The organism is Comamonas sp. FG99, from assembly GCF_057808605.1.
The window spans coordinates 1-25,622 of the sequence record NZ_JBMDII010000001.1; the positions used below are offsets into that span (position 1 = coordinate 1).

Consider the following 25,622-nt stretch of genomic DNA (forward strand, 5'->3'; position numbering starts at 1 on the left):
ACAGCTTTTTGTGCCCCGCGAGAAGTTTTTGAAATTCTTTCGAACCACCCAAACCATCTCGCCGCTTCCGCACCCCAGCACTTCTCAATGCCCCGGCACTTCCGCCCCCCCAGCCGCATCACACTGTGTGTTCTGCGCCGCGAAGACCGCTATTCTACACAGAATTTCGCCGCCCATGCAAGTTCTCGCAAAAAACTTCGGCAACGGCCGCCAGCCTGTCCAGCGGCGGGCAGCCGCCGCCTTGGATAATGCCCGTCCTATGGCATTGATTACCTTATTAGATGCGCAGCTGGCGTTCGGCCATGTGGCGCTGCTGGACCATGCAGCGTTCGCGCTGGAGGCGCAGGAGCGCGTGGGGCTGATTGGCCGCAATGGCGCGGGCAAGTCGTCGCTGCTCAAGATACTGGGCGGGCTGGAGAAGCCCGACGATGGCGAGCTGCAGATCCAGAGCGGGCTGCGCGCGGCCTATGTGGCGCAGGAGCCGGCGCTCGATCCGGCCCATTCCATCTTCGAGGCGGCATCGGCGGGGCTCAGGCACATCACCGAGCTGCGGGCGCGCTATTTCGCGGCGGCCGAGGGCGAGGACCTGGATGCGCTGCAGTCGCAGATCGAGGCGCACAACGCCTGGAACTGGGAGCAGCGCGTGGAAGAGACGCTGCAGCGCCTGCACCTGGATGCGCAGGCCATCGTCGGCACGCTGTCGGGCGGCACCCGAAAGCGGGTGGCGCTGGCGCAGGCGCTGGTGTCGCAGCCCGACGTGCTGCTGCTGGACGAGCCGACCAACCACCTGGACCTGGATTCGATCGAGTGGCTGGAGGATCTGCTGCTGGACTTCAAGGGCAGCGTGGTCACCATCACCCACGACCGAGCCTTCCTGGACCGCATTGCCACGCGCATCGTGGAGCTGGACCGCGGCATCCTGCGCAGCTACCCCGGCAATTTCGCTCAGTATGTGCAGCACAAGGAGGAGCAGCTGGCGCAGGAGGCGGTGATCAACGCCAAGGCCGACAAGCTGCTGGCGCAGGAAGAGGTGTGGATCCGCAAGGGCGTGGAGGCGCGCCGCACCCGCAGCCAAAGCCGCGTTGAGCGCCTGAAGACGCTGCGCTCCAGCCGCGAGGCCCGGCGCGAGGCGCTGGGCAGCGTGAAGCTGGACATCGCCTCGGGCATGCAGGGCAGCTACCAAGGCAAGATCGTGGCGGAGCTGAGCCACGTGGGCAAGGCCTTTGGCGACAAGACCATCGTGCGCGACTTCAGCGCCACCATCCTGCGCGGCGACAAGGTGGGGCTGATCGGCCCGAACGGCGCGGGCAAGACCACGCTGCTCAAGCTGATCCTGGGGCAGCTCGCGCCCGACAGCGGCAGCATCCGCCAGGGCGCGAACCTGCAGGTGGCCTATTTCGACCAGATGCGCGAGGCGATCGACCTCGATGCCACGCTGGAGGATTTCATCAGCCCCGGCAGCGAGTGGATAGAGATCGGCAGCCAGCGCAAGCATGTCAAGAGCTATCTGAACGATTTTCTGTTCTCGCCGGCACGGGCGCTGTCGCCGGTGCGCTCGCTGTCGGGCGGCGAGCGCAACCGCCTGCTGCTGGCGCGCCTGTTTGCCCGCCCCGCGAATGTGCTGGTGCTGGACGAGCCGACCAACGACCTGGACATCGACACGCTGGACTTGCTGGAGGAGCTGCTGCAGAACTACGAGGGCACGGTGTTCCTGGTGAGCCATGACCGCAGCTTCCTCGACAACGTGGTCACCAGCATCATCGCCGCCGAGGGCGATGGCGTCTGGCGCGAGTACGAGGGCAGCGTGCAGGATTGGCTGACGCAGTCGCGCCGCGCCAAGGAGATCGCCGCGCAGCAGCAGGCCGCCGCCAGGCCGGCGCCCGCCGCCACGGCAGCTGCGGCCGCGGCCGCCAAGCCGGTGGCCGACGGCAAGCCGCTCAAGCGCAAGCTCAGCTACAAGGAGCAGCGCGAGCTGGAGCAGCTGCCCGCCGCGATCGAGGCGCTGGAGGCGGAGCAAAAGGCGATCCAGGCCGAGCTGGCCGACGGCAGCATCTATGCCAAGGACGGCGTGCGCGCGGCGCAGCTGCACCAGCGCGACGGCGAGATCGAGGAAGCCCTGCTCGAAGCCCTGATGCGCTGGGAAACGCTGTCGGCCTAGCGGCCCGGCAGCCAGGGAATCACGGCTCGCGGTGACCGCAGTCATCGCCAATGGCGATGGCAAACCCGGATTTTCTCTATAAAATGGCGGGAGCATTCTATTTACAAGAACACTTCCCACCATGAAAAGCTCCGAGCGCAGTTTTGCGCGCCGTATCGACCTGACTTCGCTGCAGCTCTTCGTGGCCGTGTGCGAGCTGGGCAGCATCGGCCGCGCGGCGGAGCGTGAATTCATCGCGGCCTCGGCCGTGAGCAAGCGCCTATCCGACCTGGAGACCGCCGTGGACACCGCCCTGCTCTACCGCCACAGCCGCGGCGTGACGCTGACCCCCGCCGGGGAAAGCCTGCTGCACCATGCGCGCAATGTGCTGTTCGGGCTGGAGCGCATGCAGGGCGAGCTGTCCGAATACGCCGATGGCGTGCGCGGCCATGTGCGCGTGCATGCCAACATCTCGGCCATCGTGCAGTTCCTGCCCGAGGATCTGGGCAGCTTTGCGCGCCAGCATGGCCAGGTCAAGATCGACCTGCAGGAGCACCTGAGCGCCGCCGTGATCCAGGCGGTGCAGGAAGGCACGACCGACCTGGGCATCTGCAACCTCGGCGCCCGTGAGCCGGGCGAGCTGGAGCTGCAGGCCCGCCCCTACCGCAGCGACCGCCTGATGCTGGTCGTGCCGCTGGGCCATGCGCTGTCCGGCCGCGACGCGATCAGCTTCGAGGAGGCGCTGGAGTGGGACATCGTCGGCCTGCAGTCGGGCAGCAGCATCAGCCAGGCCATGCGCACTGCCTCGGGCCTGCTGCACCGGCCGCTGCGCCAGCGCATCCAGGTCACCAGCCTCGACGCCATGTGCCGCATGATCGACAACGGCCTGGGCATCGGCCTGGTGCCGGACCGCGCCTTCGCGCTGATGCACGGCGTGGGCAACCTGCGCGGCATCCCGCTCACCGACGCCTGGGCCCAGCGCGAGCTGAGGCTGATCGCGCGCGACTTCGACACCCTGCCGGTGACCGCGCGCCTGCTGGTGGAGCACCTGTGCCGCCACCATGCCGAGCTTTCCACATCCGCTGCCGCAGCCCACTGAGCGGCGCAGCCCCCCACCCCTTGTTTGACGAAAGAGAACCACGATGACCGGACGCACGCTGTACGACAAGATCTGGGACGAACATGTCGTCCACACCGAAGAGGACGGCACCGCCATCCTCTACATCGACCGCCACCTGGTGCACGAGGTGACCAGCCCGCAGGCCTTCGAGGGCCTGCGCATGGCCGGCCGCAAGCTGTGGCGCATCAGCTCGGTGGTGGCCACGGCCGACCACAACACGCCCACCACCGGCTGGGAGCGCGGCTACGACGGCATCGCAGACCCGATCAGCAAGGAGCAGATCACCACGCTCAACAGCAACATCGCCGAATTCGGCTCGGCCGCCTTCTTCCCCTTCATGGACAAGGGCCAGGGCATCGTGCACGTGATGGGCCCCGAGCAGGGCGCGACCCTGCCTGGCATGACCGTGGTCTGCGGCGACAGCCACACCTCCACGCACGGCGCTTTCGGCGCGCTGGCGCACGGCATCGGCACCAGCGAGGTCGAGCACGTGATGGCCACGCAGACCCTGCTGGCCAAGAAGGCCAAGAACATGCTGGTCAAGGTGGACGGCAAGGTCGCGCCCGGCGTGACCGCCAAGGACATCGTGCTCGCCATCATCGGCAAGATCGGCACCGCCGGCGGCACCGGCTACACCATCGAGTTCGCCGGCTCCGCGATCCGCGAGCTGTCCGTCGAAGGCCGCATGACGGTGTGCAACATGGCCATCGAGGCCGGCGCCCGCGCCGGGCTGGTGGCGGTGGACGACAAGACCATCGCCTACGTCAAGGGCCGCCCGCTGGCGCCCACCGGCGTCGAATGGGAGCAGGCGGTGCAGTACTGGAAGACGCTGCACTCCGACGCCGACGCCAAGTTCGACGCGGTGGTCACGCTGCGCGCCGAAGACATCCTGCCCCAGGTCACCTGGGGCACCAGCCCCGAGATGGTGCTGGGCGTGGACGGCACCGTGCCCGATCCCGACAAGGAAAAGGACCCGAACAAGCGTGGCGCCATCGAGCGCGCGCTGACCTACATGAACCTCGAGCCCGGCAAGCCCATCAACGACATCTTCGTGGACAAGGTCTTCATCGGCTCGTGCACCAACAGCCGCATCGAGGACATGCGCGAGGCCGCCGCCGTGGTCAAGAAGCTGGGCCAGAAGGTGGCCCGCAACGTCAAGCTGGCCATGGTCGTGCCCGGCTCGGGCATCGTCAAGGAGCAGGCCGAGCGCGAGGGGCTGGACACCATCTTCAAGGCCGCCGGCTTCGAATGGCGCGAGCCCGGCTGCTCCATGTGCCTGGCGATGAACGCCGACCGCCTGGAGCCCGGCGAGCGCTGCGCCTCCACCAGCAACCGCAACTTCGAAGGCCGCCAGGGCGCCGGTGGGCGCACCCACCTGGTCAGCCCGGCGATGGCCGCGGCCGCCGCCATCCACGGCCACTTCGTCGATATCCGCAAATTCGCCTAAGGGAGGCAGACGCCATGCAACAATTCACCGTGCACAAGGGCCTCGTGGCACCGATGGACCGCGAGAACGTCGACACCGACGCCATCATCCCCAAGCAGTTCCTCAAGTCGATCAAGAAGACCGGCTTCGGCCCCAACCTGTTCGACGAATGGCGCTACCTGGACAAGGGCGAGCCCGGCGTGCCCGAATCCGAGCGCAAGCCCAACCCCGACTTCGTGCTGAACCAGCCGCGCTACCAGGGCGCCTCCATCCTGATCGCGCGCAAGAACTTCGGCTGCGGCTCCAGCCGCGAGCATGCGCCCTGGGCGCTGGACCAGTACGGCTTTCGCGCCGTCATCGCCCCCAGCTTTGCCGACATCTTCTTCAACAACTGCTTCAAGAACGGCCTGCTGCCCATCGCGCTGCCCGAGGCCACGGTGGACCAGCTGTTCAACGAAGTCTTCGCCTTCCCCGGCTACGAGCTGACGATCGATCTGGAGCGCCAGGTGATCGTGCGCCCGCAGGGAGAAGAGATCCCGTTCGACGTCATCGCCTTCCGCAAGTACTGCCTGCTCAACGGCTTCGACGACATCGGCCTCACGCTGCGCCAGGCAGACAAGATCCGCGCCTACGAAGCCAAGCGCCTGGCCACCAAGCCCTGGCTGGCGCACAGCCTGACCCAGATCTGATTCAAAAAAGTGAGCTTCCAGCGCTTGATACATAACAGTTTCAGATAGTTTTCTATCTAAAAACAGCTTGTACAAAGCGCTGACAGCTATCAAATCAACCAGGAAACACTCATGAAAATTGCAGTTCTGCCCGGCGACGGCATCGGCCCCGAAATCGTTGCGGAAGCCATCAAGGTGCTCGACAAGCTCAATCTCGGCATCGCCATGGACAGCGCGCCCGTGGGCGGCGCCGCCTACGAGGCCGCCGGCCACCCGCTGCCCGAGAGCACGCTCAAGCTGGCCCAGGCATCCGACGCCATCCTGTTCGGCGCGGTCGGCGACTGGAAGTACGACACGCTGGAGCGCGCGCTGCGCCCCGAACAGGCCATCCTCGGCCTGCGCAAGGCCCTGGGCCTGTTCGCCAATTTCCGCCCCGCCATCTGCTACCAGGAGCTGACCCACGCCTCCAGCCTCAAGCCCGAGCTGGTCGCGGGCCTGGATATCCTCATCATCCGCGAGCTCACCGGCGACATCTACTTCGGCCAGCCGCGCGGCCGCCGCGTGGCCACCGACGGCCACTTCCCCGGCGCCGAGGAAGCCTTCGACACCATGCGCTACACCCGCCCCGAGATCGAGCGCATCGCCCATGTCGCCTTCCAGGCCGCGCAAAAACGCGGCAAGCGCGTGACCAGCGTGGACAAGGCCAACGTGCTCGAAACCTTCCAGCTGTGGAAGGACGTGGTCACCGAAGTGGGCCAGCAATACCCCGACGTGCAGCTTGACCACATGTACGTGGACAACGCCGCGATGCAGCTGGTCAAGGAGCCCAAGCGCTTCGACGTGGTGGTCACCGGCAATATGTTCGGCGACATCCTCTCCGACGAGGCCTCGATGCTCACCGGCTCCATCGGCATGCTGCCCTCGGCCTCGCTCAACGACAAGAAGCAGGGCCTGTACGAGCCCAGCCACGGCTCGGCGCCCGACATCGCCGGCAAGGGTATCGCCAACCCGCTGGCCACCATCCTCTCGGCCGCGATGATGCTGCGCTTCTCGCTGAACCAGGAAGCCGCCGCGCAGAAGATCGAGGCCGCGGTGCAGAAGGTGCTGGCCCAGGGCCTGCGCACCGCCGACATCTACAGCGAAGGCACGACCAAGGTGTCCACCGTGCAGATGGGCGACGCGGTGGTTGCCGCACTGTAAACTTCGTCGAATCGACGAAAATACAACTTCAAAATCGCCTATTCATCCAGTAGGCGGCTTTTTTTCGCTGCAATTCGTTGTTTTTCAGACCACGGGCGCCACGGTTTTTCGCCACCGCGGCGCCCGTTGCCACTACAATGGCCCGCATGATGTCCGCGCCCCGCCCGCACTCCTTGCCGAACGCGCTGCCTGCTATTGAAGCCGGCCCGGCGGTGCGCGCCATCATCGCCAAAATTACGACGATTACCGGCTGACCCAGCCTGGTTCGTCGCGCGCCCTTGATCCGGCCCAGACGAGCCGGGCGAAGCAGTCGATCCAAGCACTGTTTTCAAAACTGAAAGGGCATTCACATGAGTAAGCCACAAGAGAAGCAACTGGTAGGCCTGGTCGGCTGGCGCGGCATGGTCGGCTCCGTCCTGATGGACCGCATGCAGGCCGAAGGCGATTTCGAGCTGATCGAGCCGGTGTTCTTCTCCACCTCCAACGCCGGCGGCAAGGCCCCCGCGATGGCCAAGCTGCACACCCAGCTCAAGGATGCGAACGACATCGCCGAGCTCGCCAAGTGCGACATCGTCATCACCTGCCAGGGCGGCGACTACACCAAGGAAGTCTTCCCCAAGATCCGCGCCGCCGGCTGGAATGGCCACTGGATCGACGCCGCCTCGTCGCTGCGCATGGAAGGCGATGCGGTCATCGTGCTCGATCCGGTCAACGAAGGCCTGATCCGGCAAAAGCTCGCGGCCGGCGGCAAGAACTGGATCGGCGGCAACTGCACCAACTCCATCCTGCTGATGGGCCTGGGCGGCCTGTTCAAGGCCGGCCTGGTGGAATGGGTCTCGTCCATGACCTACCAGGCCGCATCGGGCGGCGGCGCCAACCACATGCGCGAGCTGCTCAAGGGCATGGGCGTGGTGCACGCCGCGGTGGCCGAAGAGCTGGCCACGCCGGCATCCGCCATCCTGGAGATCGACCGCAAGGTGGCCGCCACCATCCGCGAGGACGTGCCCACCGAATTCTTCGGCGCGCCGCTGGCCGGCGGCCTGATCCCCTGGATCGACGCGCAGCTGGACAACGGCCAGTCCAAGGAAGAATGGAAGGGCCAGGCCGAGGTCAACAAGATCCTGGGCACCGAGGCCACCATCCCCGTCGATGGCCTGTGCGTGCGCATCGGCGCCATGCGCTGCCACAGCCTGGCGCTCACGCTCAAGCTCAAGCAGGACCTGCCGCTGGCCGAGATCGAGGCGCTGATCAAGGGCGGCAATCCCTGGGTCAAGTTCGTTGCCAACGAGCGCGCCCTCACCGTCAAGGAACTCACGCCCGCCGCCATCACCGGCGGCCTGGAGGTGGCCGTGGGCCGCGTGCGCAAGCTCAACATGGGCCCCGAGTACGTGTCCGCCTTCGTGATCGGCGACCAGCTGCTGTGGGGCGCGGCCGAGCCGCTGCGCCGCATGCTGCGCATCCTGCTGGGCGCATGACTCGGCGCTGACGCGCGCTGCAGCTACTCGAAGTCCGTCTCCGACGGCACGCCGAGGCGCTGCACCACTTGCTCCAGCACCCGGTACAGCTGCTCCACCTCGGCCGCGCCAACCAGGCTCTCGATCTGCGCATAGGTCGACTCCGAGTGCGGCGCGATCTCGGCCACGATCCTGCGGCCGGCCTCGGTGAGGCCGAATGCCGCGCCGCGCAAATCATCGGCAAGACGCCCTCGGTGGATCAGCTCCCTGACCTCCAGCGTCTTGAGCAGGCGCGACAGGCTGGGCATGCTGATGAAGGTCATCTGCGCCATCTCCATGGGCCGCAAGCTGCGCTCGGCCGCCGACATGGCACGCAAGACCCGCCACTGCTGCTCGGTCAGGCCATGCGCCCGCAGCATGGGCCGAAAGCGCACCATGACCGACTCCCGCGCCTTGAGCAGCGCCATGGGCAAGGAACGAGAAAAAGAACGCATGGATTCGGACGCAGCGGGGGGTCTGGATTCTGTCATGGCAAAAATTGTAGGCAGACCTGCCGCTTCTCTGCCGTTGAGGGGCTACCGCGCACCTGTGCGCCAGGCCGGTTTCCTCCACCACACCGTTCTGGCGCGTGCCCTTGCTCGTGCCCTTGCGCGAGCCGTCCAGCTCGCTCAGGTAGATGGATGGAACATGTGTGATCGCGGCCCGTGCCCGAGGCCTTGGTGCCGCCAAACGGCTGGCGCAAGTTGCGCACGTTCTGGCTGTTGACGAGGCACATGCCTGCTTCCATGGATGCCGCCACGCGGTGGGCCCGGCCAATGTTCTCGGTCCACACATAGCTCGACAGGCCACAGGCGATGTCGTTGGCGATGCGGATGGCATCCGCCTGGCGCGCTCTGTCGCTGCCAGCCCCGCGCATGCCGGGAAGGCATCCTTGGCGGCCTGCACGGCGGCATTGACTGCGGCCTCGCCGCCGGAGGCGGCGCATCCCCGTGCGCCCGCGCTCGGCGGCCCGGCTTGTCACCGCCCTCCTTTGCTGATAACGTGCCCGCACTAAAAATCATTGGATGAGAGGGACGGGCGTCGTGGCAAGGACAAAGGCAAGAACCATTCCGGCGGCTCCGGCCATGCCCCGGGCCAGCTTGCGGCGCTGGCGGCTTGCGGCGCTGGCGGCGGCCACCACGGCTGCGCTGGGCCTGCATACCGACGAGGCAGCCGCGCTCGCGCTGGGCAGGATCACGGTCCAATCCGCGCTGGGCGAGCCGCTGCGCGCCGAGATCGAGCTGCTCGACCTCTCGCCGGCCGAGGCCGCCTCGCTGCAGGTCAGGCCCGCAGCGGCCGGCGTGTTCCGCGCCCAGGGTGTGGAGTACAGCGGCACGGCCGCCAGCGTGCAGATGCGCCTGCAGCAGCGCGCGGGCGGCACAGCCGCCATCGTGCTCAGCACCCGTCAGCCGGTGAACGATGCCTTTGTGGACCTGGTCATCGACGCCAGCTGGAATGCCGGCCAGCTGGTGCGCAGCTACACCCTGCTGCTGGACCCGCCCCAGCTGCAAAATCCCGCGCCCGCCCCAGCAACCGCCCCGGCAACCGCCCAGACACCAGCCCAGACATCAGCCCCAGCCCCCGCTTCAGTGCCCGCTGCCACAGCGGCGCCCGCCAGCGCGCCAGCGATCCAGGTGCGCCGCGGCGACACCGCCGGGCGCATCGCGGCCGCACACCAGGCGGTGGGCGTGTCGCTGGACCAGATGCTGATCGCGCTGCTGCAGGCCAACCCCCAGGCCTTTGTCAACGGCAACGTCAACCGCCTGAAGGCCGGCGCGGTGCTGCACCTGCCCAGCGCGGCCGAGGCACTGGCCGTCGCCCCGCGCCAGGCCCGCCAGATGGTGGCCGTGCAAAGCCGCGACTTCAACGAATACCGCCGCCAGCTCGCCGGCAGGGCCGCCGCCAGGCAGGCCGGTGGCGATGCGCGCGCGGCCGGCGGCAAGGTGCAAGTCGCCGTGGCCGACCACCAGGCCCCCGCCGCCCGGCCCGACCGGCTCACGCTGACCAAGGGCTCCATCGAGGCTGCGGACCCGCAGTCCGCCGAGGCCCGCATCGCCGCGGCCGAAACGGCCCAGGCCGCCGCCAGCCGCAGCTCCGAGCTGGAGCGCAACATCGCCGAGCTGGACCAGCTCAAGCAGGCGGCAACCGCCACCGAGCCGGCATCCCTGCCCGCAGCAGCGGCTGCCGCCGAGACGCCCCGGCCGGATGCCCATGCGCCCGCCGCAGCGGCCGCGCCCAGGCCGCCCCTGCCAGTCGAGGCGCCAGTCGCGGCACCAGCCCCGGCGGCCGAAACCGGCACGGCCGCCGAGCGGCTTGGCCACCCGCTGCTGCTGCCCGCTGGCGGCGGCCTGGCCGCGCTGCTGCTGGGCCTGCTCGGCTGGCGCGCCTACCAGCGCCGCAAGGCCCATGCCACGCCGCTCGGCGCTGGCGATGGCAATAGCAACTGCGATGGCGCCCCTGCAGGCGACTTCGAGCCGCCGCTGGCCACTGCACTACCCCTTTCGGCCCAGGCCAGGCCGAGCGAGCCAGCGCCCACGCTGGATTTCGAGCTCGGCGGCTTCGACGCGCTCAGCACCACCGCGCCCCTGCCGCCGGCCTACGGCGCTGCGCCATCCCCGCAGGGCCTGGAATTCGACCTCAGCGGCCTGGCGCTGGAGCTGCCCGGCCATGCGGGGCCGAATGAAGAAATCGAACAGGCATTGGACGACGGCGCTGCGCTCGCCACCAAGCTTGCGCTGGCCCAGGAATTCCTGGCCATCGGCGATGCCGAGGGCGCCCGCGCGCTGGCCCACGAGGTGCTGGCCGCATCCAGCAGCGCCGCGCTCAGCGCTGCCGCGCAGAAGCTGCTCGCCGACATACGCTGATCCCGGCGCGGTATGATGGCCGGATGCGCGTAGCACTGGGGATTTCCTACAACGGGCAGGCGTTGCAGGGCTGGCAGAGCCAGCCTTCCGGCAACACCGTCCAAGACCAACTCGAAGCGGCCCTGGGCCGCTTCGCCACTTGTGCCGTCTCCACCGTCTGCGCCGGGCGCACCGATGCCGGCGTGCACGGGCTGATGCAGGTGGCGCACTTCGACACCGAGCTGCAGCGCGCCGAAAGCTCCTGGGTGCGCGGCACCAACGCCTTCCTGCCGCCGGCCATCGCGGTGCAATGGGCGCGGCAGGTGCCCGATGCCTTTCACTCGCGTGCCTGCGCCGTGTCGCGCCGCTATGCCTATGTGCTGCTGCAGTCGCCGGTGCGCCCCAGCATCGAGGCCGGGCGCGTGGGCTGGGTGTTCCAGCCGCTCGATCTCGCGGCCATGCGGGCCGCCGCCGCCATGCTGCTGGGCGAGCACGATTTCAGCTCGTTCCGCGCCGCCGGCTGCCAGGCCAAGACGCCGGTCAAGACGCTGCACCGCATAGCCATCAGCCACGGCACGCCGCGCGCGAGCCCGGCGCGCGATGGCGTGCCTTCGTGCTACTGGCGCTTCGAGTTCGAGGGCAATGCCTTCCTGCACCACATGATCCGCAACATCATGGGCTGCCTCATCATGATCGGCCAGGGCGCCAAGCCCGTGGCCTGGATGCAGCAGGTGCTGGAGGCGAGAAGCCGCGAGACGGCCGCGCCCACCTTCGCGCCCGACGGGCTGTACTTCCTCGGGCCGCAATACGACGCCAGCTGGGGCCTGCCCACGCAGGCGGTTTCCTTCGACTGGCTGGCAGGATCCGCACCATGACCCACCGCACCCGAATCAAGATCTGCGGGCTGACCCGCGAACAGGACGTGGACGCCGCGGTGCAGGCCGGTGCCGACGCGATCGGCTTCGTGCTGTACGCCCGGAGCCCGCGCGCGCTCACGCCGGCGCGCGCCGCCGCGCTGGCCCGGCGCCTGCCGCCCTTCGTCACGCCGGTGCTGCTCTTCGTCAACGAAGCGCCTGCAAAAATCATGGCCGCCTGCGCTGGCATACCGGGCTCCATCGTGCAATTTCATGGAGATGAAACGCCCGAGGACTGCCTGGCCGCCACCGGCCAGGGGCAGCGCCCTTTCCTGCGCGCGGCGCGCATTCCCCTGGGCGACGGAGCAGCGCGCTTCGACCTCGTAGAATACGCCCATCGTTACTCTCGCGCCCAGGCCATCCTGCTCGACGCCCATGTCGAAGGCTATGGCGGCGGCGGCAAGGCATTCAATTGGTCACTTCTGCCAACAAGCGTCAGCTCTCACCTCGTTTTGTCTGGTGGACTCACGCCTGCAAACGTGACCGATGGCATCTTGCAGGTGCGGCCGCGGGCGCTCTCGCTCGCGGTTGACATCAGCTCCGGCGTCGAGATGACTGGCCCCGATGGGCAGCCCGTCAAGGGCATCAAGGACGCCGACAAGATCCACCGCTTCGTGGCCGCCGTGCGCGCGGCCGACGAGCCACTTGCCAGGAAATGATTTCGCATGTTTGACTACCAGCAACCCGATGCCGCCGGCCATTTCGGCCCCTATGGCGGCAGCTTCGCCAGCGAGACGCTGACCCACGCGCTGACCGAGCTGCGCGAGGCCTATGCGCGCTACCAGCACGACCCCGAGTTCCTCGCCGAATTCCGCTACGAGCTGGCGCACTACGTGGGCCGGCCCTCGCCGGTCTACCACGCGGCGCGCATGTCGCGCGAGATGGGCGGCGCGCAGATCTACCTCAAGCGCGAAGACCTGAACCACACCGGCGCGCACAAGATCAACAACGTGATCGGCCAGGCCATGCTCGCCAAGCGCATGGGCAAGCCGCGCATCATCGCCGAGACCGGCGCCGGCCAGCACGGCGTGGCCACGGCCACCATCTGCGCCCGCTACGGGCTGGAGTGCGTGGTCTACATGGGCAGCGAGGACATCAAGCGCCAAAGCCCCAACGTCTACCGCATGAAGCTGCTGGGCGCCACCGTGGTGCCGGTCGAATCCGGCAGCCGCACGCTCAAGGACGCGCTGAACGAGGCCATGCGCGACTGGGTCGCCAATGTGGACAACACTTTCTACATCATCGGCACCGTGGCCGGCCCGCACCCCTACCCGGCGATGGTGCGCGACTTCCAGAGCGTGATCGGCAATGAATGCCTCACGCAGATGCCCGAGCTGCTGAAGGCCCAGCCCGCTGCCACAGCTACGGCGGCCGAGCAGCCCGACGCGGTCGTCGCCTGCGTGGGCGGCGGCAGCAACGCCATGGGCATCTTCCACCCCTACATTCCCTACGAGAACACGCGGCTGATCGGCGTGGAGGCCGCCGGCGAGGGCCTGGACAGCGGCAAGCACTCGGCCAGCCTGCAGCGCGGCTCATCGGGCGTGCTGCACGGCAACCGCACCTTCATCCTGCAAGACGAGAACGGCCAGATCACCGAGACGCACAGCATCAGCGCCGGCCTGGACTACCCCGGCGTCGGCCCCGAGCACGCCTGGCTGCAGGAGATCGGCCGCGCGCAGTACGTGGGCATCACCGACGCCGAGGCGCTCGACGCCTTCCACTACCTGTGCCGCGCCGAGGGCATCATCCCCGCGCTCGAATCCAGCCATGCCGTCGCCCATGCGATGAAGCTGGCCAAGACCATGCGCGCCGACCAGTCCATCCTCGTGTGCCTGTCGGGCCGGGGCGACAAGGACATCGGCACCGTGGCCGACCTCTCCGGCGTCGACTTCTACACCCAGCCCTCCGCCCGCGGCGTGAGCGTGAAAGGGGCGCAAGCCAAATGAGCCGAATACAAGCCACTTTCGAACAACTGCAGCAATCCGGCCGCAAGGCGCTGATTCCGTATGTGACTGCGGGCTTTCCGTTCGCCGACATCACGCCGGCGCTGATGCACGGCATGGTCGAGGCCGGCGCCGACGTGATCGAGCTGGGCGTGCCCTTCTCCGACCCGATGGCCGACGGCATCGTCATCCAGCGCGCCGGCGAAAAAGCGCTGTCGCTGGGCATCGGCATGAAGCAGGTGCTCGCCCATGTGCACGAATTCCGCAAGAAGAACGAGCACACGCCCGTGGTGCTGATGGGCTACGCCAACCCGGTGGAGCGCTACGACCAGCTGCACGGCGCGGGCGCCTTCGTGCGCGACGCGGCCGAGGCCGGCGTGGACGGCGTGCTGGTGGTGGACTACCCGCCCGAGGAATGCGAGCAGTTCGCCGCCGAGCTGCGCGCCCATGGCATCGACCTGATCTTCCTGCTCGCCCCCACCTCCACGCCCCTGCGCATGCAGCAGGTGGCACGCATCGCCAGCGGCTATGTGTACTACGTCTCGCTCAAGGGCGTGACCGGCGCCGGCACGCTGGACACCGCGGCGGTCGAGGAGATGCTGCCCCGCATCCGCGAGCATGTGAAGATCCCCGTCGGCGTGGGCTTCGGCATCCGCGACGCGCAGACCGCGCAGGCCATCGGCCGCGTCGCCGATGCGGTGGTCATCGGCAGCCGTATCATCCAGCTCATCGAAAACCAGCCGCATGAGAAGGTGGTGCCGGTCACGGCCGACTTCCTGCGCGGCATCCGCAAGGCGCTTGACGCATAATGCGAGCCCGCGCGGCGCCGATCACCCATGGCGCCGCGCGGTACCCGGAAAGGAAAAAACCAACCATGTCCTGGCTCGAAAAACTCCTGCCCGCCAAGATCCAGCCCACCGATCCCGCGGAGCGCCGCCAGATCCCCGAAGGGCTGTGGATCAAATGCCCCAGCTGCGAATCGGTGCTGTACAAGACCGACCTGGAGCACAACCTGAGCGTCTGCCCCAAGTGCGGCCACCACCACCGCGTGTCCGCGCGCATGCGGCTGGACCAGTTCCTCGACGCCGAAGGCCGCTACGAGATCGGCCAGGAAGTGCTGCCGGTGGACGCGCTCAAGTTCAAGGACAGCCGCAAATACCCCGAGCGCCTGAAGGAGGCGCTGGAGAATACCGGCGAGACCGATGCGCTGGTCGTCATGGGCGGCGCGGTCAAGAGCGTCAACCTCGTGGCGGCCTGCTTCGAATTCGAATTCATGGGCGGCTCCATGGGCTCGGTGGTGGGCGAGCGCTTCGTGCGCGGCGTCGAGACCGCGATCGAGCAGAAGGTGCCCTTCGTCTGCTTCACCGCCACCGGCGGCGCGCGCATGCAAGAGGGCCTGCTGTCGCTGATGCAGATGGCCAAGACCAATGCTGCGCTCACCCGCCTGTCCAAGAAGGGGCTGCCCTACATCAGCGTGCTGACCGACCCCACCATGGGCGGCGTCTCGGCCGGCTTCGCCTTCATGGGCGACGTGGTGATCGCCGAGCCCAAGGCGCTGATCGGCTTTGCCGGCCCGCGCGTGATCGAGAACACCGTGCGCGTCAAGCTGCCCGAGGGCTTCCAGCGCGCCGAATTCCTGCAGAGCAAGGGCGCGGTGGACTTCATCTGCGACCGCCGCGAACTGCGCGACACCGTGGCCAGCTGCCTGGCCATGCTGCAGCGCCTGCCGGCGGATGCGGTGGCCTGAGCGCCAGTTCCATCGACCCTCGCTCCATCCTTATGGATGGAATCGCAGCCCGCGTACCGCGCGTTCTCGAAGCCACGCTGAGGGGCGAAAGCGCTGGCCGAACCGCTCGGCGAGCGCATCGCAGCGCCCGACAAATGCCGGGCAGCCCAACGTGTCCATGTAACAAAAAGTGCCTCCCGTCCATGCCGGGAAGCCCAGGCCCAGCAGCGCCCCCAGGTCTCCATCGGCCGCCGAGGCCAGCACGCCTTCTTCCAGGCAGCGGGCGGACTCGATCGCCTCGATGCAGAGCAGGCGCGCGATGATGGTATCGAGATCCGGTTGCTCGCTGCTTCGCGGGAACTGCTGTGCCAGCCCCGGCCACAAGCGCTTCCCCGACTCGGGATAATCGTAGAACCCCGCGCCGCTCTTGCGGCCCAGACGCTGGAGTTGATTCATGCGCTCCACCACAGGCTGAGCCAGCGGGCGCAGGAATTTTTCCTCCAGTCCGTCTTTGCGCGCCTGATCGATGACCAGGGCCTGCAGGTCCAGCGAAACTTCGTCGGTCACCGCCAGCGGCGACGTTGCGAAACCCGCCTGCCGTGCGGCGTTCTCGATGAGCGCGGGGTTTACGCCCTCAGCCAGCATGGCCATGCCTTCGTCGATATAGGCGCAGAAAATGCGACTGGTATAGAAGCCCGGGCTGTCATTGACCAGGATGGGGGTCTTACCCAAGCGGGCGGCCAGATCCAGCGTACGGGCGATGGTAGCCTGGTCGGTACGCGCGCCCAGAATGATCTCCAGCAAAGGCATGCGAGGAACTGGCGAGAAGAAGTGCATGCCGATGACCTGCTGCGGCACGGCCCACGCGGATGCCAAGCCATTGATCGGCAGCGTGGACGTGTTGCTGGCCCAGACAAAGTGCGCTGGCCGCTCGTTCAACATGGGGGCGGCCCGGGTCATCAAATCGGCCTTGACGGTACGGTCCTCGAACACGGCCTCAATGACGAATTCGCAGCCCTGCAAGCGCTGCAGGTCGGCCGTGGGTTCGATGCGCTGGGCGATGGCCGCGGCGCACTCGCCATGGCTGCGCGCCAGGACGGCGGCGATCTTGCCGTGCGCAGCCTGAGCACGCTCAGCGCTGGTATCCACCATGACCACGTCGATGCCCGCCGCTGCGGCCACCTGGGCAATACCTGCGCCCATCAGGCCCGAACCCAGCACACCCAACTTGCGCACGGGCTGCTCGGGCACACTCGCCGGGCGGCGCACCAGTTGCCGCGCCTGGGCCTGGTGCAGCCACTGGGAGCGGATCTGATTGGCCGTGGCCGGCTCGGCCAGCGCCTGGGCGGCGCATTGCGCCTCTACTTTCAGCGCCGCGTCTATGGGCAGTTGCGTGCCTTCGTAGACGGCCGAGAGCAGGGCCAGCGGCGCGGGCTGGGTGTCGCTGGGCTTGCGCAGGCAGGCGATGTTGTCGGTGAAGCTGCGCCCCCCGTGCGCCGCCATCGCGCCCGCACCGCCGGGCAGGCGGTAGCCTTTGGTATCCCATGGTGCCTGGGTCTGCGGGTGAACCAGGAGCCACTCGCGCGCATCTTGCAGCGCCTTCTCCAGAGGTTGCACGCCGTTCAGCAGTCCTATCCTCCGGGCAGCGTCCGCCTCCCAAGCATCGCCCGCTAACAAGCCCTTCAGCACGGCAGGAATACCCCCAAGGCGAGGCAGGCGCTGCGTGGCGCCCGCGCTAGGCGGCAGGCCGCGCTTGACCAGCGGCAAACCCAGCCGCGCGCCCGGCACGGCCCAGCGCGCGTGGCAAGCCAGTGCAAACTCCAGGCACAAGTCCATGCACGCGCCTTCGATGACGATGGCTATGGGCTTGGGCAGGCGCTCCACCACGCGCAACAGGCTGGAGCGACTCTGCAGCACGGCAGCTATGACATTGACACCATCGTCGGCGCAACCCTGATGGCACAAATCGAGCCAGGCCTGCGCGCCCGCTTCGGGCAACCAGGCTGGGCCGCTCGCGTGCACCAACATGCCCCGCACGTCAACCCGCTCGGCAGCGGCCTGAAGCGCGGCAATCAGCGCTTCGAACTGCGGCGGGCAGACTGTGTCCGCATGGACGGATTGGGGGCCCAGGCGGATGAGCGCAATTCCGCCCTCTTGCAGCGTCAAGGGAAATTGGTCCGTCATTTCAAACTCGCTCGATGATGAGAGCAGTGGATTGGCCGGCGGCCGCGCACAGCGTGACCAGGCCGGTATTCAGGTCGCAGCGCTCCAATTCGTCGAGCAGCGTTCCTAGCAACATGGCCCCCGTGGCACCCAGCGGATGGCCCAGCGCGATGGCGCCACCGTTGGGGTTGATGCGTTGCGGGTCGATGTCGAAGTGACGCGCGTATCGCATGGGCACGACGGCGAAGGCTTCGTTGACCTCGAACAGGTCAATGTCTCGAATGCTCATACCCGCCCGTGCCAGCGCCTTGTCGGTCACGGGCATTGGGCCGCCCAGACTCAAAAGCGGTTCGTCGGCGCAGGTAGCGGCAGCGCGGATACGCGCGCGTGCACGCAATCCGCCTCGCTCACCAAAGTCACCGCAGCCCAGCAACACGGCACAGGCACCATCGACGATGCTGCTGGAGTTGCCGCCGGTGTGGATGTGCTCAATGCAGTCCAAGTGTGGGTAGCGGCGCAGCACGATCGAGTCGTAGCCCATTTCGCCGAGTTTGTCGAATACGGGCTGAAGTCTGCCAAGGTCGGCCAGGGTGGTTCCAGGACGATGGGCTTCGTCTCGCGCCAGCACCACGTTACCCAGGCGATCACGCACGGGAACAAGGGACGTATCGAACCTGCCCGCCTCTACCGCCTGCGCAGCGCGGCGCTGGCTCTCGACAGCATAGGCATCGACCTCCTCGCGAGTGATGCCGTCCAGCGCGGCCATCAGGTCGGCGGCCACGCCGTTGGGGATGTAGGGGTAGCGCTTTCCAATGTCTGGGTCGGTATAGACCGCGCCGCCGTCACTGCCCATAGCCACGCGCGACATCGACTCCACGCCGCCGCCGATGGCTGCTTCCGCCTGGCCCGAGGCGACCAGGCCAAAGCCCATCTTCACCGTGTCGAGCGCCGAGGTGCAGAAACGGTTGAGCTGATAGCCCGAGACCGTGTCGCCATAGCCGGCCTCCAACAGTGCCACGCGCGTAATGTCTGCGCCCTGCTCACCGATGGGCATGACCACGCCCAGGCCCACATCGTCAATGGCGCGCGGGTCGAAGCCATTGCGCTCGCGCAGCGCACGCAAGGTCTGCGAAGCCAGTTGTACAGGCGTGATGGGATGCAGCGCACCGCCGCAACGGCCCTTGCCGCGTGGCGTACGCACATGATCGTAGATAAAAACGTCTTGCATGGAATGGCCTACTTGCGGGTGAGCAAATGGGTGCCGAAGCGCTGGCGCAGCTCCAGTTTGGAGAGCTTGCCGGTGGCGGTGAGCGGAATTTTTTCAATGAACACCACGGCATCGGGCATCCACCACTTGGCGACCTTACCGTCGAGACCGCTCAGCACCTGCTCCTGCGTCAGTGTCGCCCCCTCACGCGGCTGCACGACCAGCAGGGGCCGCTCGCCCCACTGATCGTGCTGGGCGGCGATACAGGCCGCCTGCTCTACACCGGGCACAGCCATCGCCAGGTTCTCCAGCTCGACGGAGGAAATCCATTCGCCGCCTGACTTGATTACGTCCTTGCTGCGATCGGTCAGGCGCATGAAGCCGTCCGCGTCGATAAGCGCCACGTCGCCCGTGGGCAACCAGTCATCGGGCGTGACCGCATCCACGCTGGCGCCGTAATAGCGCCGGATGACCCATGGTGCCTTCACCTGCAGATCGCCTGGCTGGCCGCTGCCCCAGGGGATCTCGCGGCCTTGCTCATCGACGGTGCGCAGGTCGCCGCCCGCCACCACGCGGCCCGCCGTCTGGTAGATGGTGCGCTGCAGTTCAGCCAGCGGCACGCCCCGCTGATGCGCCAGCGGCTGGGTAGTGGAGGTCATGGCCGCCGTCTCGGTCATGCCCCAGCCCTGGGTGACCTGCACGCCCATGGCGGCATAGGCCTCGATCAGCGACAGCGGCGTGGAAGAGCCGCCCAGCAGCAGTCGCTTGAGCGTGCCAAAGCCCAGCCCCTGCTGCTGCAGGTACGACAGCATATTGAACCAGACCGTGGGCACGCCAATGGACATGGTGACGCCCTCAGCCTCAATGAGCTGGTGCAGTGACGCCGCGTCGAGCCTCGGTCCCGGCAGCACCAGTTTAGCGCCCGTGAGCGTGGCGGAAAAAGGCGACTCCCACGCATTCGCATGAAACATAGGCACAGCGGGCATGAGTACGCTGCAGGCCGAGACGTTCTGTGAGTCGGGCAATGCCACCGCATAGGCGTGCAGCACCGTGCCTCGGTGCGTGTACATCACGCCCTTGGGCTGGCCCGTGGTGCCGGAGGTGTAGCAGAGAAAGGCATTGGCGCGCTCATCGAACTCGGGCCAGGCCAGGCTGCCGTCCTGCGAGGCCAGCAGCGCCTCGTAGCCCTGCGGCTGTGCACCGTCGATAGGAATCCAGTGCCGCACGCTGGGGCACTGGGGCTTGATCTTCTCGACCAGCTCGGCGAAGTCCTGCGCGTAGTACAGGGCCACGTCCTGCGCGTCGTTGATGATATAGACGATCTGCTCCAGAAACAGGCGCGGGTTCACCGTATGGCAGACCGCGCCCACACCGGTGACGCCGAAGTACAGTTCATAGTGCCGGTGGTCGTTCCACGCCAGCGTGGCCACGCGATCGCCCTGCTTCACGCCCAACGCCAAAAGTGCCTGGCCCAGCTTGCGCGCGCGCAGCTCGCAATCGGCATAGGTGTGACGCACGGTGCGGCCATTGATGACCGAGACGATCTCGCCGCGCCGGTGGTGGCGCGCCGCGCCGCGCAGCAGGTTTTTGAGCAGCAAGGGCGCGTCCATGGCATAGGTTGGGGCTGCTTTGTTCACAGGGCTTGTCTCCGAAAGATGTGCGAGGATGATGCGGCGCCCATAGGGAGGCGGCAATCGTCGGGAGCGACGATTTTCATAGTTCGTCGGATCGGACGATTGCGGGTGGAATTCCGGCTCCCGATACTGCCCAGCATGGAACACCACGCACACACACCAGGGCCACTGCACGGTTTGAAGGTCGTCGAGATGGAGGGTATCGGCCCCGGCCCATTTTGCGCGATGGTGCTAGCCGACCTGGGCGCAGAGGTGCTACGCATCAGCCACAAGGACCAGCAAGCCACGCCGCACGACGTGCTGGCGCGCGGGCGGCAAGTGCTGTCGCTGAACCTACGCGAGCTGCATGCGCGCGAGCGGGCTCTGGCCTTCATCGCGCACGCCGACGTGCTCATCGAGGGCTTTCGCCCCGGCGTGATGGAACGCCTCGGCCTGGGCCCCGACGTGTGCCTGGCACTCAACCCCGCACTCGTCTATGGCCGCATGACTGGCTGGGGCCAGAGCGGGCCGCTAGCGCACGCTGCGGGGCATGACATCAACTACATCGCCATCAGCGGGGCGCTGCACGCCATCGGCCAAGCGGGCCAGCGGCCCACGGTGCCACTCAACTACGTGGGCGACTTCGGCGGTGGCGCAATGCTGCTGGCCGTGGGCATCCTGAGCGCGCTGTGGGAAGCGCGCCGCACCGGACAAGGCCAGGTGGTAGACGCTGCGATGACCGACGGTGCCGCCCTGCTCTCGGCCATGTTCTATGGCCTCAAGGCCGCCGGCCAGTGGAGCAACGAGCGCGGCGAAAACCTGCTGGACGGCGGCGCGCACTTCTACGACGTGTACGCTTGCGCCGACGGCAAGTGCCTGGCCGTCGGGGCCATCGAGCCGAAGTTCTACGCCGATCTGCGCCGCCGCTGCGGCCTGGCGGACAATCCCGACTTCGACCACCAGGCGGACGCGCGCTGGTGGCCTTCGCTGAAAGTGAAGCTGGCCGACCTGTTCCTCACCCGCACGCAGGAGCAATGGTGCGCGCTGCTCGAAGGCAGCGATGCCTGCGTCGCCCCCGTGCTGAACTGGGATGAGGCCCCCGCACATCCGCACAATGCGGCGCGCGGCACTTATGTTGAGGCCAACGGCATGATGCAGCCCGCGCCTGCGCCGCGCTTCGGCCGCCACACGCTACGCGTGCCACCGGCGCCACGACCCACAGATGCCCAAGCCCTGCTCGCGCGCTGGGCACAGCACAACACCCAGGAGACTATGTCATGATCGACTTCAGACGCAGCTGGGAAGATAGCGATCTCACTCTATTCCGTCAGACCGTTGCGCATTTCATCAATGACGAGATTCAACCCAGCGATGCGCACGCACGCGATCAAGGCCACGTAGGTCACGCACTGTGGCGCAGGGCGGGCGAGCTGGGGCTGCTGTGCTCCGACATTCCCGAGGAATATGGCGGCGGCGGCGGCGACTTCCGCCACGAGGCGGTAATCGGCGAAGAGCTGTACCGCCGCTCGCTCACCGGCATGAACGTGGCAGTGCACAGCATCGTGGCCCACTACCTGCTCAATCATGGCACGCCTGAGCAAAAGGCCCGGTGGTTGCCGCGCATGGCGCGCGGCGAGATGGTGGGCGCCATCGCCATGACCGAGCCCAGCGCGGGCTCCGACCTGCAAGGCGTGCGGCTGCGCGCAGTGCGCGAGGGCGACGAATACGTGCTGAACGGCACCAAGACCTTCATCAGCAATGGATTCCTGGCCGCTCTGGTGCTGCTGGTGGCGCGCACCACCCCCGACGCGGGCTCCAAGGGCATGTCCATCATCGCGGTGGAAACCAACGGCCTGCACGGCTACCGTGTGGGTCGCCTGCTGGACAAGATCGGCATGAAGGCACAGGACACAGCCGAGTTGTTCTTCGACGACGTACGCGTGCCCGCCGCGAACCTGCTCGGCGGCACGGAAGGCCGAGGTTTTGGCCAGCTCATGTCCGATTTGTCGTACGAACGGCTGCTGATCAGCGTGCATTCGCTGGCGATGATGGAAGGCGCCTACGAGAGCACGCTGCAGTATGTGCGCGAGCGCCAGGCATTTGGCCAGCCGATCGCAGCGTTCCAGAACACGCGCTTTCAGCTTGCGGGCATTGCAACGCAGCTCCAGGTGGGAAGGGCCTTCATCGACCGCTGCGTGGAGCAATACCTGGCAGGTGGTCTGGATGCAAGCACCGCCGCGATGGCCAAGCTCTGGACTTCGGAGGCGCTGGGCCGCGCGGTGGACAATTGCGTGCAGCTGTGCGGCGGCTATGGCTATATGAACGAATACCTGATCGGCCGCATGTACCTGGATGCGCGCATACAGCGCATCTATGGCGGAACGAGCGAGATCATGAAGGAAGTGATCGCACGAGCGCTCTGACGAATTGACAGCTGCCGGCACACAAGGGGCGCACTGCTCTCACATTCATGGAATCAGTCGCAGCCGCCGCGCTAGCGCTACCGCCTGCGTGCGGCTGCTCGCGCCCAGCTTGGTATTGATGTGACGCAGATGGGTGCGCACCGTCGTGTCGGCAACGACCATCTTCTCGGCAATGGCGCTGTTGGAGTAGCCTTCAGCCAGCAATTGCAGCACATGCAGCTCCTTGCGCGTGAGCGGTTCGGCGGGCGGAGAGAGCGTGTCCGGCGCAGAGCCGGCATCCAGCGAGATGAGGGCCGACGCCTGAAGCTGACCTAGATACTCCGCATAGATCGGATCACCGTCCTTGCCGCTGCCCTGTGCGGCAATGAAGTAGGCGCCCAGCAGCGGCGTGATCCACGGCGTCTCGTCCAGCACCAGGCGCACGAAGCCTTCGCGGCACGCGGTCTGCAGCAGCGGCTCCAGCAGCGCCATGGCAGGTCTCCCGGCGCGATGCTCGGCCAGCGCGTGGATCAATCGCAGCTTGAGTGCGCGGCGGTACCGGCCCTCCCGCTCGGCGGCTGTGGCCTGGGCGGCGGCATTGCCGGCTGCCGCGAGCGCGTCGCCGAAGCAGGCATTCCAACGCAGCTGTGCGAGCTCAGGGTACTCCAGATCCTGCGCCAGCAGGCGATAGCTGCCTATCGCGCCACTGTCACAGTGCTCGGATATCGGCGCAATAGCACCAACGCGGCGCAGCTCGTCCTGCGCAGCACGGCTGTTGCACTGCTGCATGAAGATGCGCGCGCGCTCCACGTGCGCGGCGGCCACCACTCGCGGCAGATGTCGCAGGTGCCCCAGGTGTTCCAGTTCTGTAAGGGTGTGCAGTGCGCTATCGACATCGCCAGCCGCAAAAGCCAGCCGCGTGCGCAGCGCGTGGCCCAGGATCATGTGGTCGGGCAAGCTCACATCACGTGCCATCGGTAGATAAATGTTGAGCAGGTGGTCAGCCTTCTCCAGTCGGTTAGCCTCATACATCGCATAGGCATAGAGCACGCCCGCCCATGCATTGCCATGGCTCTGGCTGTAGCTGGTCTGGTGGTTGGATTCGACCGCAATGCGAAAACGTGCCGTGGCCTGGCGCATGCTGCCTTCGAACAGGTCAAGCATACCCTCCAGCGATTCGGCATACATGCGGTTGAACGGGCTGCTGCCGAAGCGCGATCGCGCCATGCCCAACAACCGGCGAGATTCGCCGGTACGACCAAGTACCGAGGAGATATTGGCCATCAGGTTCAACAAGGCGCTATCGGCGAACGGCAGCTCTGATGGCAACGCCGCCAGCGCCTGCTGGCCCACTGCGTAGGCATCGGCATAGCGATCCTGCAACGCCAGCAGCATGGCCCGCAGAGCGAGGTGCTGCTCCCCCTTCCCCTGGTCCTGGGCAGGGTAGGCGTCGCCGCAGCCCATCTGCGCCAGTGTCTCGAAGGGGCCGCGCGTGAAGCAGGCGGCCCACAGCGAGAGGTGCGTCAGACGCTTGTGGCCCTGCAGCGCGGCGGGGCTGATGGCCTGAAACCAGCGGTCGAGCAAGCGCAACCGTCCCTGTTCTACGAAGGATTCCGCATGCTCTGCCAACAACGCGATGGCGCGCGCATGATCCTGCGCGAGGACGGCGTGGTCAATCGCAGGCACGGGACGACCCTCGGCCTCGTAGGCGCGTGAAGCAGCGGCATGCAACTCATGTATCTGCGCCCCCGGCTGCTGCATCAGCCGCGCGTGCAAAAACGAGGCGAACAGGCTGTGGTAGCGCCAGGTAGGCGGTGCCTCGCCGATACGGCTGATGAATACTCCGCGCATCGCCAAATGATCCAGCATGGCCGCGCAGTCGGTCTGCGGGCAGAGCGCGGCGCAGACCGAGACGGTGAGCTGCTTGAGCACACTGGTGCGCAGCAGGAACTCGCGCACCTCGGCCAGTTCGTGCGCCAGCACGTCCTCGGCCAGGTACTCGGCCAGCGCTTGGTCGGAGCCGGAAAAATTCTCGGCCAACGCCACCATGTCACGACGGTGCTGCAATGCGAGCGAGGCCAGCCAAAGCCCCGTGGCCCAGCCCTCGCAGCGGTTGTGCAAGGTGATCAGCGCATGCTCGGGCAGCGGCTCCTGCATGGGCGCGCAGCGGTTGCGCAGGAATTCACGCGTCTCCTCCAGGCTGAAGCGCAATTGCGCAGGACCGACTTCGACGAGTTGCCCACGCACGCGCAAACGCCCCAACCCCAGATCCGGCCAGCCACGCCCGCCCAGCACCAGCAGGCCGCCACGCGGCAAGCGCTCAATTAGCTCACGCAGCAGGCCAAGTACGCCCGCATCACGCAAGGCGTCCAGCTCGTCCATGAAGAAGGTGAAGGAGCTCTGGTGCGCGGCAATCGCGTCCACCGCCTCCACGGGACCAAGCGGCGGCACGCTGGCAATGCCCGCTTGCACCATCATTTCACCCAGGTAGTGCATAAAGCGCGGGAGGTCGTTGTCCAGCGCATCCAAGGTGAGCCAGGCCACCGACTGGTTCCTGGCCTCCATCGCGCGGTGGCACTGCATCATGACCGTGCTCTTGCCGAAGCCGGCTGGTGCGCGCACCAGCACCACGCGCGCGACAGAGGGAACCTCCAGCCCTGCAGGACGGCGCTCCAGCTGATAAGGAACGGAAGCCGCGGGCGTGAGCTTGGTGGAGAGGTGGGGAATATGGGCCGGTGTCATGACACTGGCGAATTTATCCCGGTTT

20 protein-coding genes and 1 pseudogene are annotated in these 25,622 nt (G+C 67.1%); 14 read left to right on the forward strand and 7 right to left on the reverse strand.

Features of this window, described 5'->3' with window-relative positions; genetic code table 11:
• The first annotated feature begins 259 nt into the window (after positions 1 to 259).
• The 5 genes from ACODRX_RS00005 (at position 260) to leuB (ending at position 6,551) form a co-directional block, all read left to right on the forward strand.
• Positions 260 to 2,158, forward strand: coding sequence for an ATP-binding cassette domain-containing protein (locus tag ACODRX_RS00005; protein ID WP_488868749.1), 1,899 nt, complete (start codon positions 260 to 262; stop codon positions 2,156 to 2,158).
• A 121-nt stretch (positions 2,159 to 2,279) separates the two neighbouring features.
• Positions 2,280 to 3,236 (forward strand): LysR substrate-binding domain-containing protein, encoded by a 957-nt coding sequence (locus ACODRX_RS00010; protein ID WP_488868751.1) that lies wholly within the window; start codon positions 2,280 to 2,282, stop codon positions 3,234 to 3,236.
• A 43-nt stretch (positions 3,237 to 3,279) separates the two neighbouring features.
• The gene (gene leuC, locus ACODRX_RS00015) at positions 3,280 to 4,704 is read left to right on the forward strand and encodes a 3-isopropylmalate dehydratase large subunit (protein WP_488868753.1); all 1,425 of its coding nucleotides are present in this window, start codon (positions 3,280 to 3,282) and stop codon (positions 4,702 to 4,704) included.
• A 14-nt stretch (positions 4,705 to 4,718) separates the two neighbouring features.
• The gene (gene leuD, locus ACODRX_RS00020) at positions 4,719 to 5,372 is read left to right on the forward strand and encodes a 3-isopropylmalate dehydratase small subunit (protein WP_488868755.1); all 654 of its coding nucleotides are present in this window, start codon (positions 4,719 to 4,721) and stop codon (positions 5,370 to 5,372) included.
• Between the two features lie 111 nt (positions 5,373 to 5,483).
• Positions 5,484 to 6,551 (forward strand): 3-isopropylmalate dehydrogenase, encoded by a 1,068-nt coding sequence (leuB, locus tag ACODRX_RS00025; RefSeq protein WP_488868757.1) that lies wholly within the window; start codon positions 5,484 to 5,486, stop codon positions 6,549 to 6,551.
• A gap of 28 nt (positions 6,552 to 6,579) precedes the next feature.
• On the opposite strand, the gene ACODRX_RS00030 is transcribed toward leuB, so the two are convergent.
• The gene (locus tag ACODRX_RS00030; protein WP_488868759.1) at positions 6,580 to 6,870 is read right to left on the reverse strand and encodes a hypothetical protein; all 291 of its coding nucleotides are present in this window, start codon (positions 6,868 to 6,870) and stop codon (positions 6,580 to 6,582) included.
• Between the two features lie 31 nt (positions 6,871 to 6,901).
• Here ACODRX_RS00030 and asd point away from each other — a divergent pair, with 31 nt between their 5' ends.
• The gene (gene asd, locus ACODRX_RS00035; RefSeq protein WP_488868761.1) at positions 6,902 to 8,026 is read left to right on the forward strand and encodes an aspartate-semialdehyde dehydrogenase; all 1,125 of its coding nucleotides are present in this window, start codon (positions 6,902 to 6,904) and stop codon (positions 8,024 to 8,026) included.
• 23 nt (positions 8,027 to 8,049) lie between these two features.
• On the opposite strand, the gene hpaR is transcribed toward asd, so the two are convergent.
• Positions 8,050 to 8,499 carry a homoprotocatechuate degradation operon regulator HpaR gene (hpaR, locus tag ACODRX_RS00040; RefSeq protein WP_488868763.1) on the reverse strand — a complete coding sequence of 150 codons (450 nt, stop codon included), beginning with the start codon at positions 8,497 to 8,499 and terminating at the stop codon, positions 8,050 to 8,052.
• A 200-nt stretch (positions 8,500 to 8,699) separates the two neighbouring features.
• A pseudogene (locus ACODRX_RS00045) lies at positions 8,700 to 8,891 on the reverse strand (aldehyde dehydrogenase family protein); the annotation flags it as partial.
• Positions 8,892 to 9,129: 238 nt separating this feature from the next.
• On the opposite strand from ACODRX_RS00045, the gene ACODRX_RS00050 reads away from it, so the two are divergent.
• The 6 genes from ACODRX_RS00050 (at position 9,130) to accD (ending at position 15,491) form a co-directional block, all read left to right on the forward strand.
• Positions 9,130 to 10,908 (forward strand): type IV pilus assembly protein FimV, encoded by a 1,779-nt coding sequence (locus ACODRX_RS00050; protein ID WP_488868765.1) that lies wholly within the window; start codon positions 9,130 to 9,132, stop codon positions 10,906 to 10,908.
• Between the two features lie 23 nt (positions 10,909 to 10,931).
• On the forward strand, positions 10,932 to 11,762 hold the full coding sequence (gene truA, locus ACODRX_RS00055) for a tRNA pseudouridine(38-40) synthase TruA (RefSeq protein WP_488868767.1): 831 nt from the start codon (positions 10,932 to 10,934) through the stop codon (positions 11,760 to 11,762).
• Positions 11,759 to 12,460 (forward strand): phosphoribosylanthranilate isomerase, encoded by a 702-nt coding sequence (locus ACODRX_RS00060; RefSeq protein WP_488868769.1) that lies wholly within the window; start codon positions 11,759 to 11,761, stop codon positions 12,458 to 12,460. Before truA ends, ACODRX_RS00060 begins: the two co-directional genes overlap by 4 nt.
• Before the next feature lie 6 nt (positions 12,461 to 12,466).
• Positions 12,467 to 13,747 (forward strand): tryptophan synthase subunit beta, encoded by a 1,281-nt coding sequence (gene trpB, locus ACODRX_RS00065; RefSeq protein WP_488868771.1) that lies wholly within the window; start codon positions 12,467 to 12,469, stop codon positions 13,745 to 13,747.
• Entirely contained in the window at positions 13,744 to 14,553 is an 810-nt protein-coding gene (gene trpA / locus ACODRX_RS00070; RefSeq protein WP_488868773.1) for a tryptophan synthase subunit alpha, read from the forward strand. Before trpB ends, trpA begins: the two co-directional genes overlap by 4 nt.
• A 65-nt stretch (positions 14,554 to 14,618) precedes the next feature.
• On the forward strand, positions 14,619 to 15,491 hold the full coding sequence (gene accD / locus ACODRX_RS00075) for an acetyl-CoA carboxylase, carboxyltransferase subunit beta (RefSeq protein WP_488868775.1): 873 nt from the start codon (positions 14,619 to 14,621) through the stop codon (positions 15,489 to 15,491).
• Between the two features lie 30 nt (positions 15,492 to 15,521).
• Here accD and ACODRX_RS00080 read toward each other — a convergent pair whose 3' ends face one another.
• From ACODRX_RS00080 to ACODRX_RS00090, 3 genes are read right to left on the reverse strand one after another with little or no spacing between them, the layout of a single operon-like run.
• Positions 15,522 to 17,636 carry a 3-hydroxyacyl-CoA dehydrogenase NAD-binding domain-containing protein gene (locus ACODRX_RS00080; protein ID WP_488868777.1) on the reverse strand — a complete coding sequence of 705 codons (2,115 nt, stop codon included), beginning with the start codon at positions 17,634 to 17,636 and terminating at the stop codon, positions 15,522 to 15,524.
• Between the two features lie 19 nt (positions 17,637 to 17,655).
• A complete protein-coding gene (locus ACODRX_RS00085) occupies positions 17,656 to 18,861 on the reverse strand; it encodes an acetyl-CoA C-acetyltransferase (protein WP_488868779.1) in 1,206 nt (401 codons plus the stop codon).
• 8 nt (positions 18,862 to 18,869) lie between these two features.
• A complete protein-coding gene (locus ACODRX_RS00090; RefSeq protein WP_488869249.1) occupies positions 18,870 to 20,450 on the reverse strand; it encodes a long-chain-fatty-acid--CoA ligase in 1,581 nt (526 codons plus the stop codon).
• 162 nt (positions 20,451 to 20,612) lie between these two features.
• On the opposite strand from ACODRX_RS00090, the gene ACODRX_RS00095 reads away from it, so the two are divergent.
• Together ACODRX_RS00095 and ACODRX_RS00100 are read left to right on the forward strand one after the other, a co-directional pair.
• Complete coding sequence (locus tag ACODRX_RS00095) at positions 20,613 to 21,734, forward strand: CaiB/BaiF CoA transferase family protein (RefSeq protein ID WP_488868781.1); 1,122 nt, start codon at positions 20,613 to 20,615, stop codon at positions 21,732 to 21,734.
• The gene (locus ACODRX_RS00100; protein ID WP_488868783.1) at positions 21,731 to 22,876 is read left to right on the forward strand and encodes an acyl-CoA dehydrogenase family protein; all 1,146 of its coding nucleotides are present in this window, start codon (positions 21,731 to 21,733) and stop codon (positions 22,874 to 22,876) included. The genes ACODRX_RS00095 and ACODRX_RS00100 overlap by 4 nt, the downstream gene beginning before the upstream one ends.
• A gap of 45 nt (positions 22,877 to 22,921) precedes the next feature.
• On the opposite strand, the gene ACODRX_RS00105 is transcribed toward ACODRX_RS00100, so the two are convergent.
• The gene (locus ACODRX_RS00105; protein ID WP_488868785.1) at positions 22,922 to 25,597 is read right to left on the reverse strand and encodes a winged helix-turn-helix domain-containing protein; all 2,676 of its coding nucleotides are present in this window, start codon (positions 25,595 to 25,597) and stop codon (positions 22,922 to 22,924) included.
• Between the last annotated feature and the right edge of the window lie 25 nt (positions 25,598 to 25,622).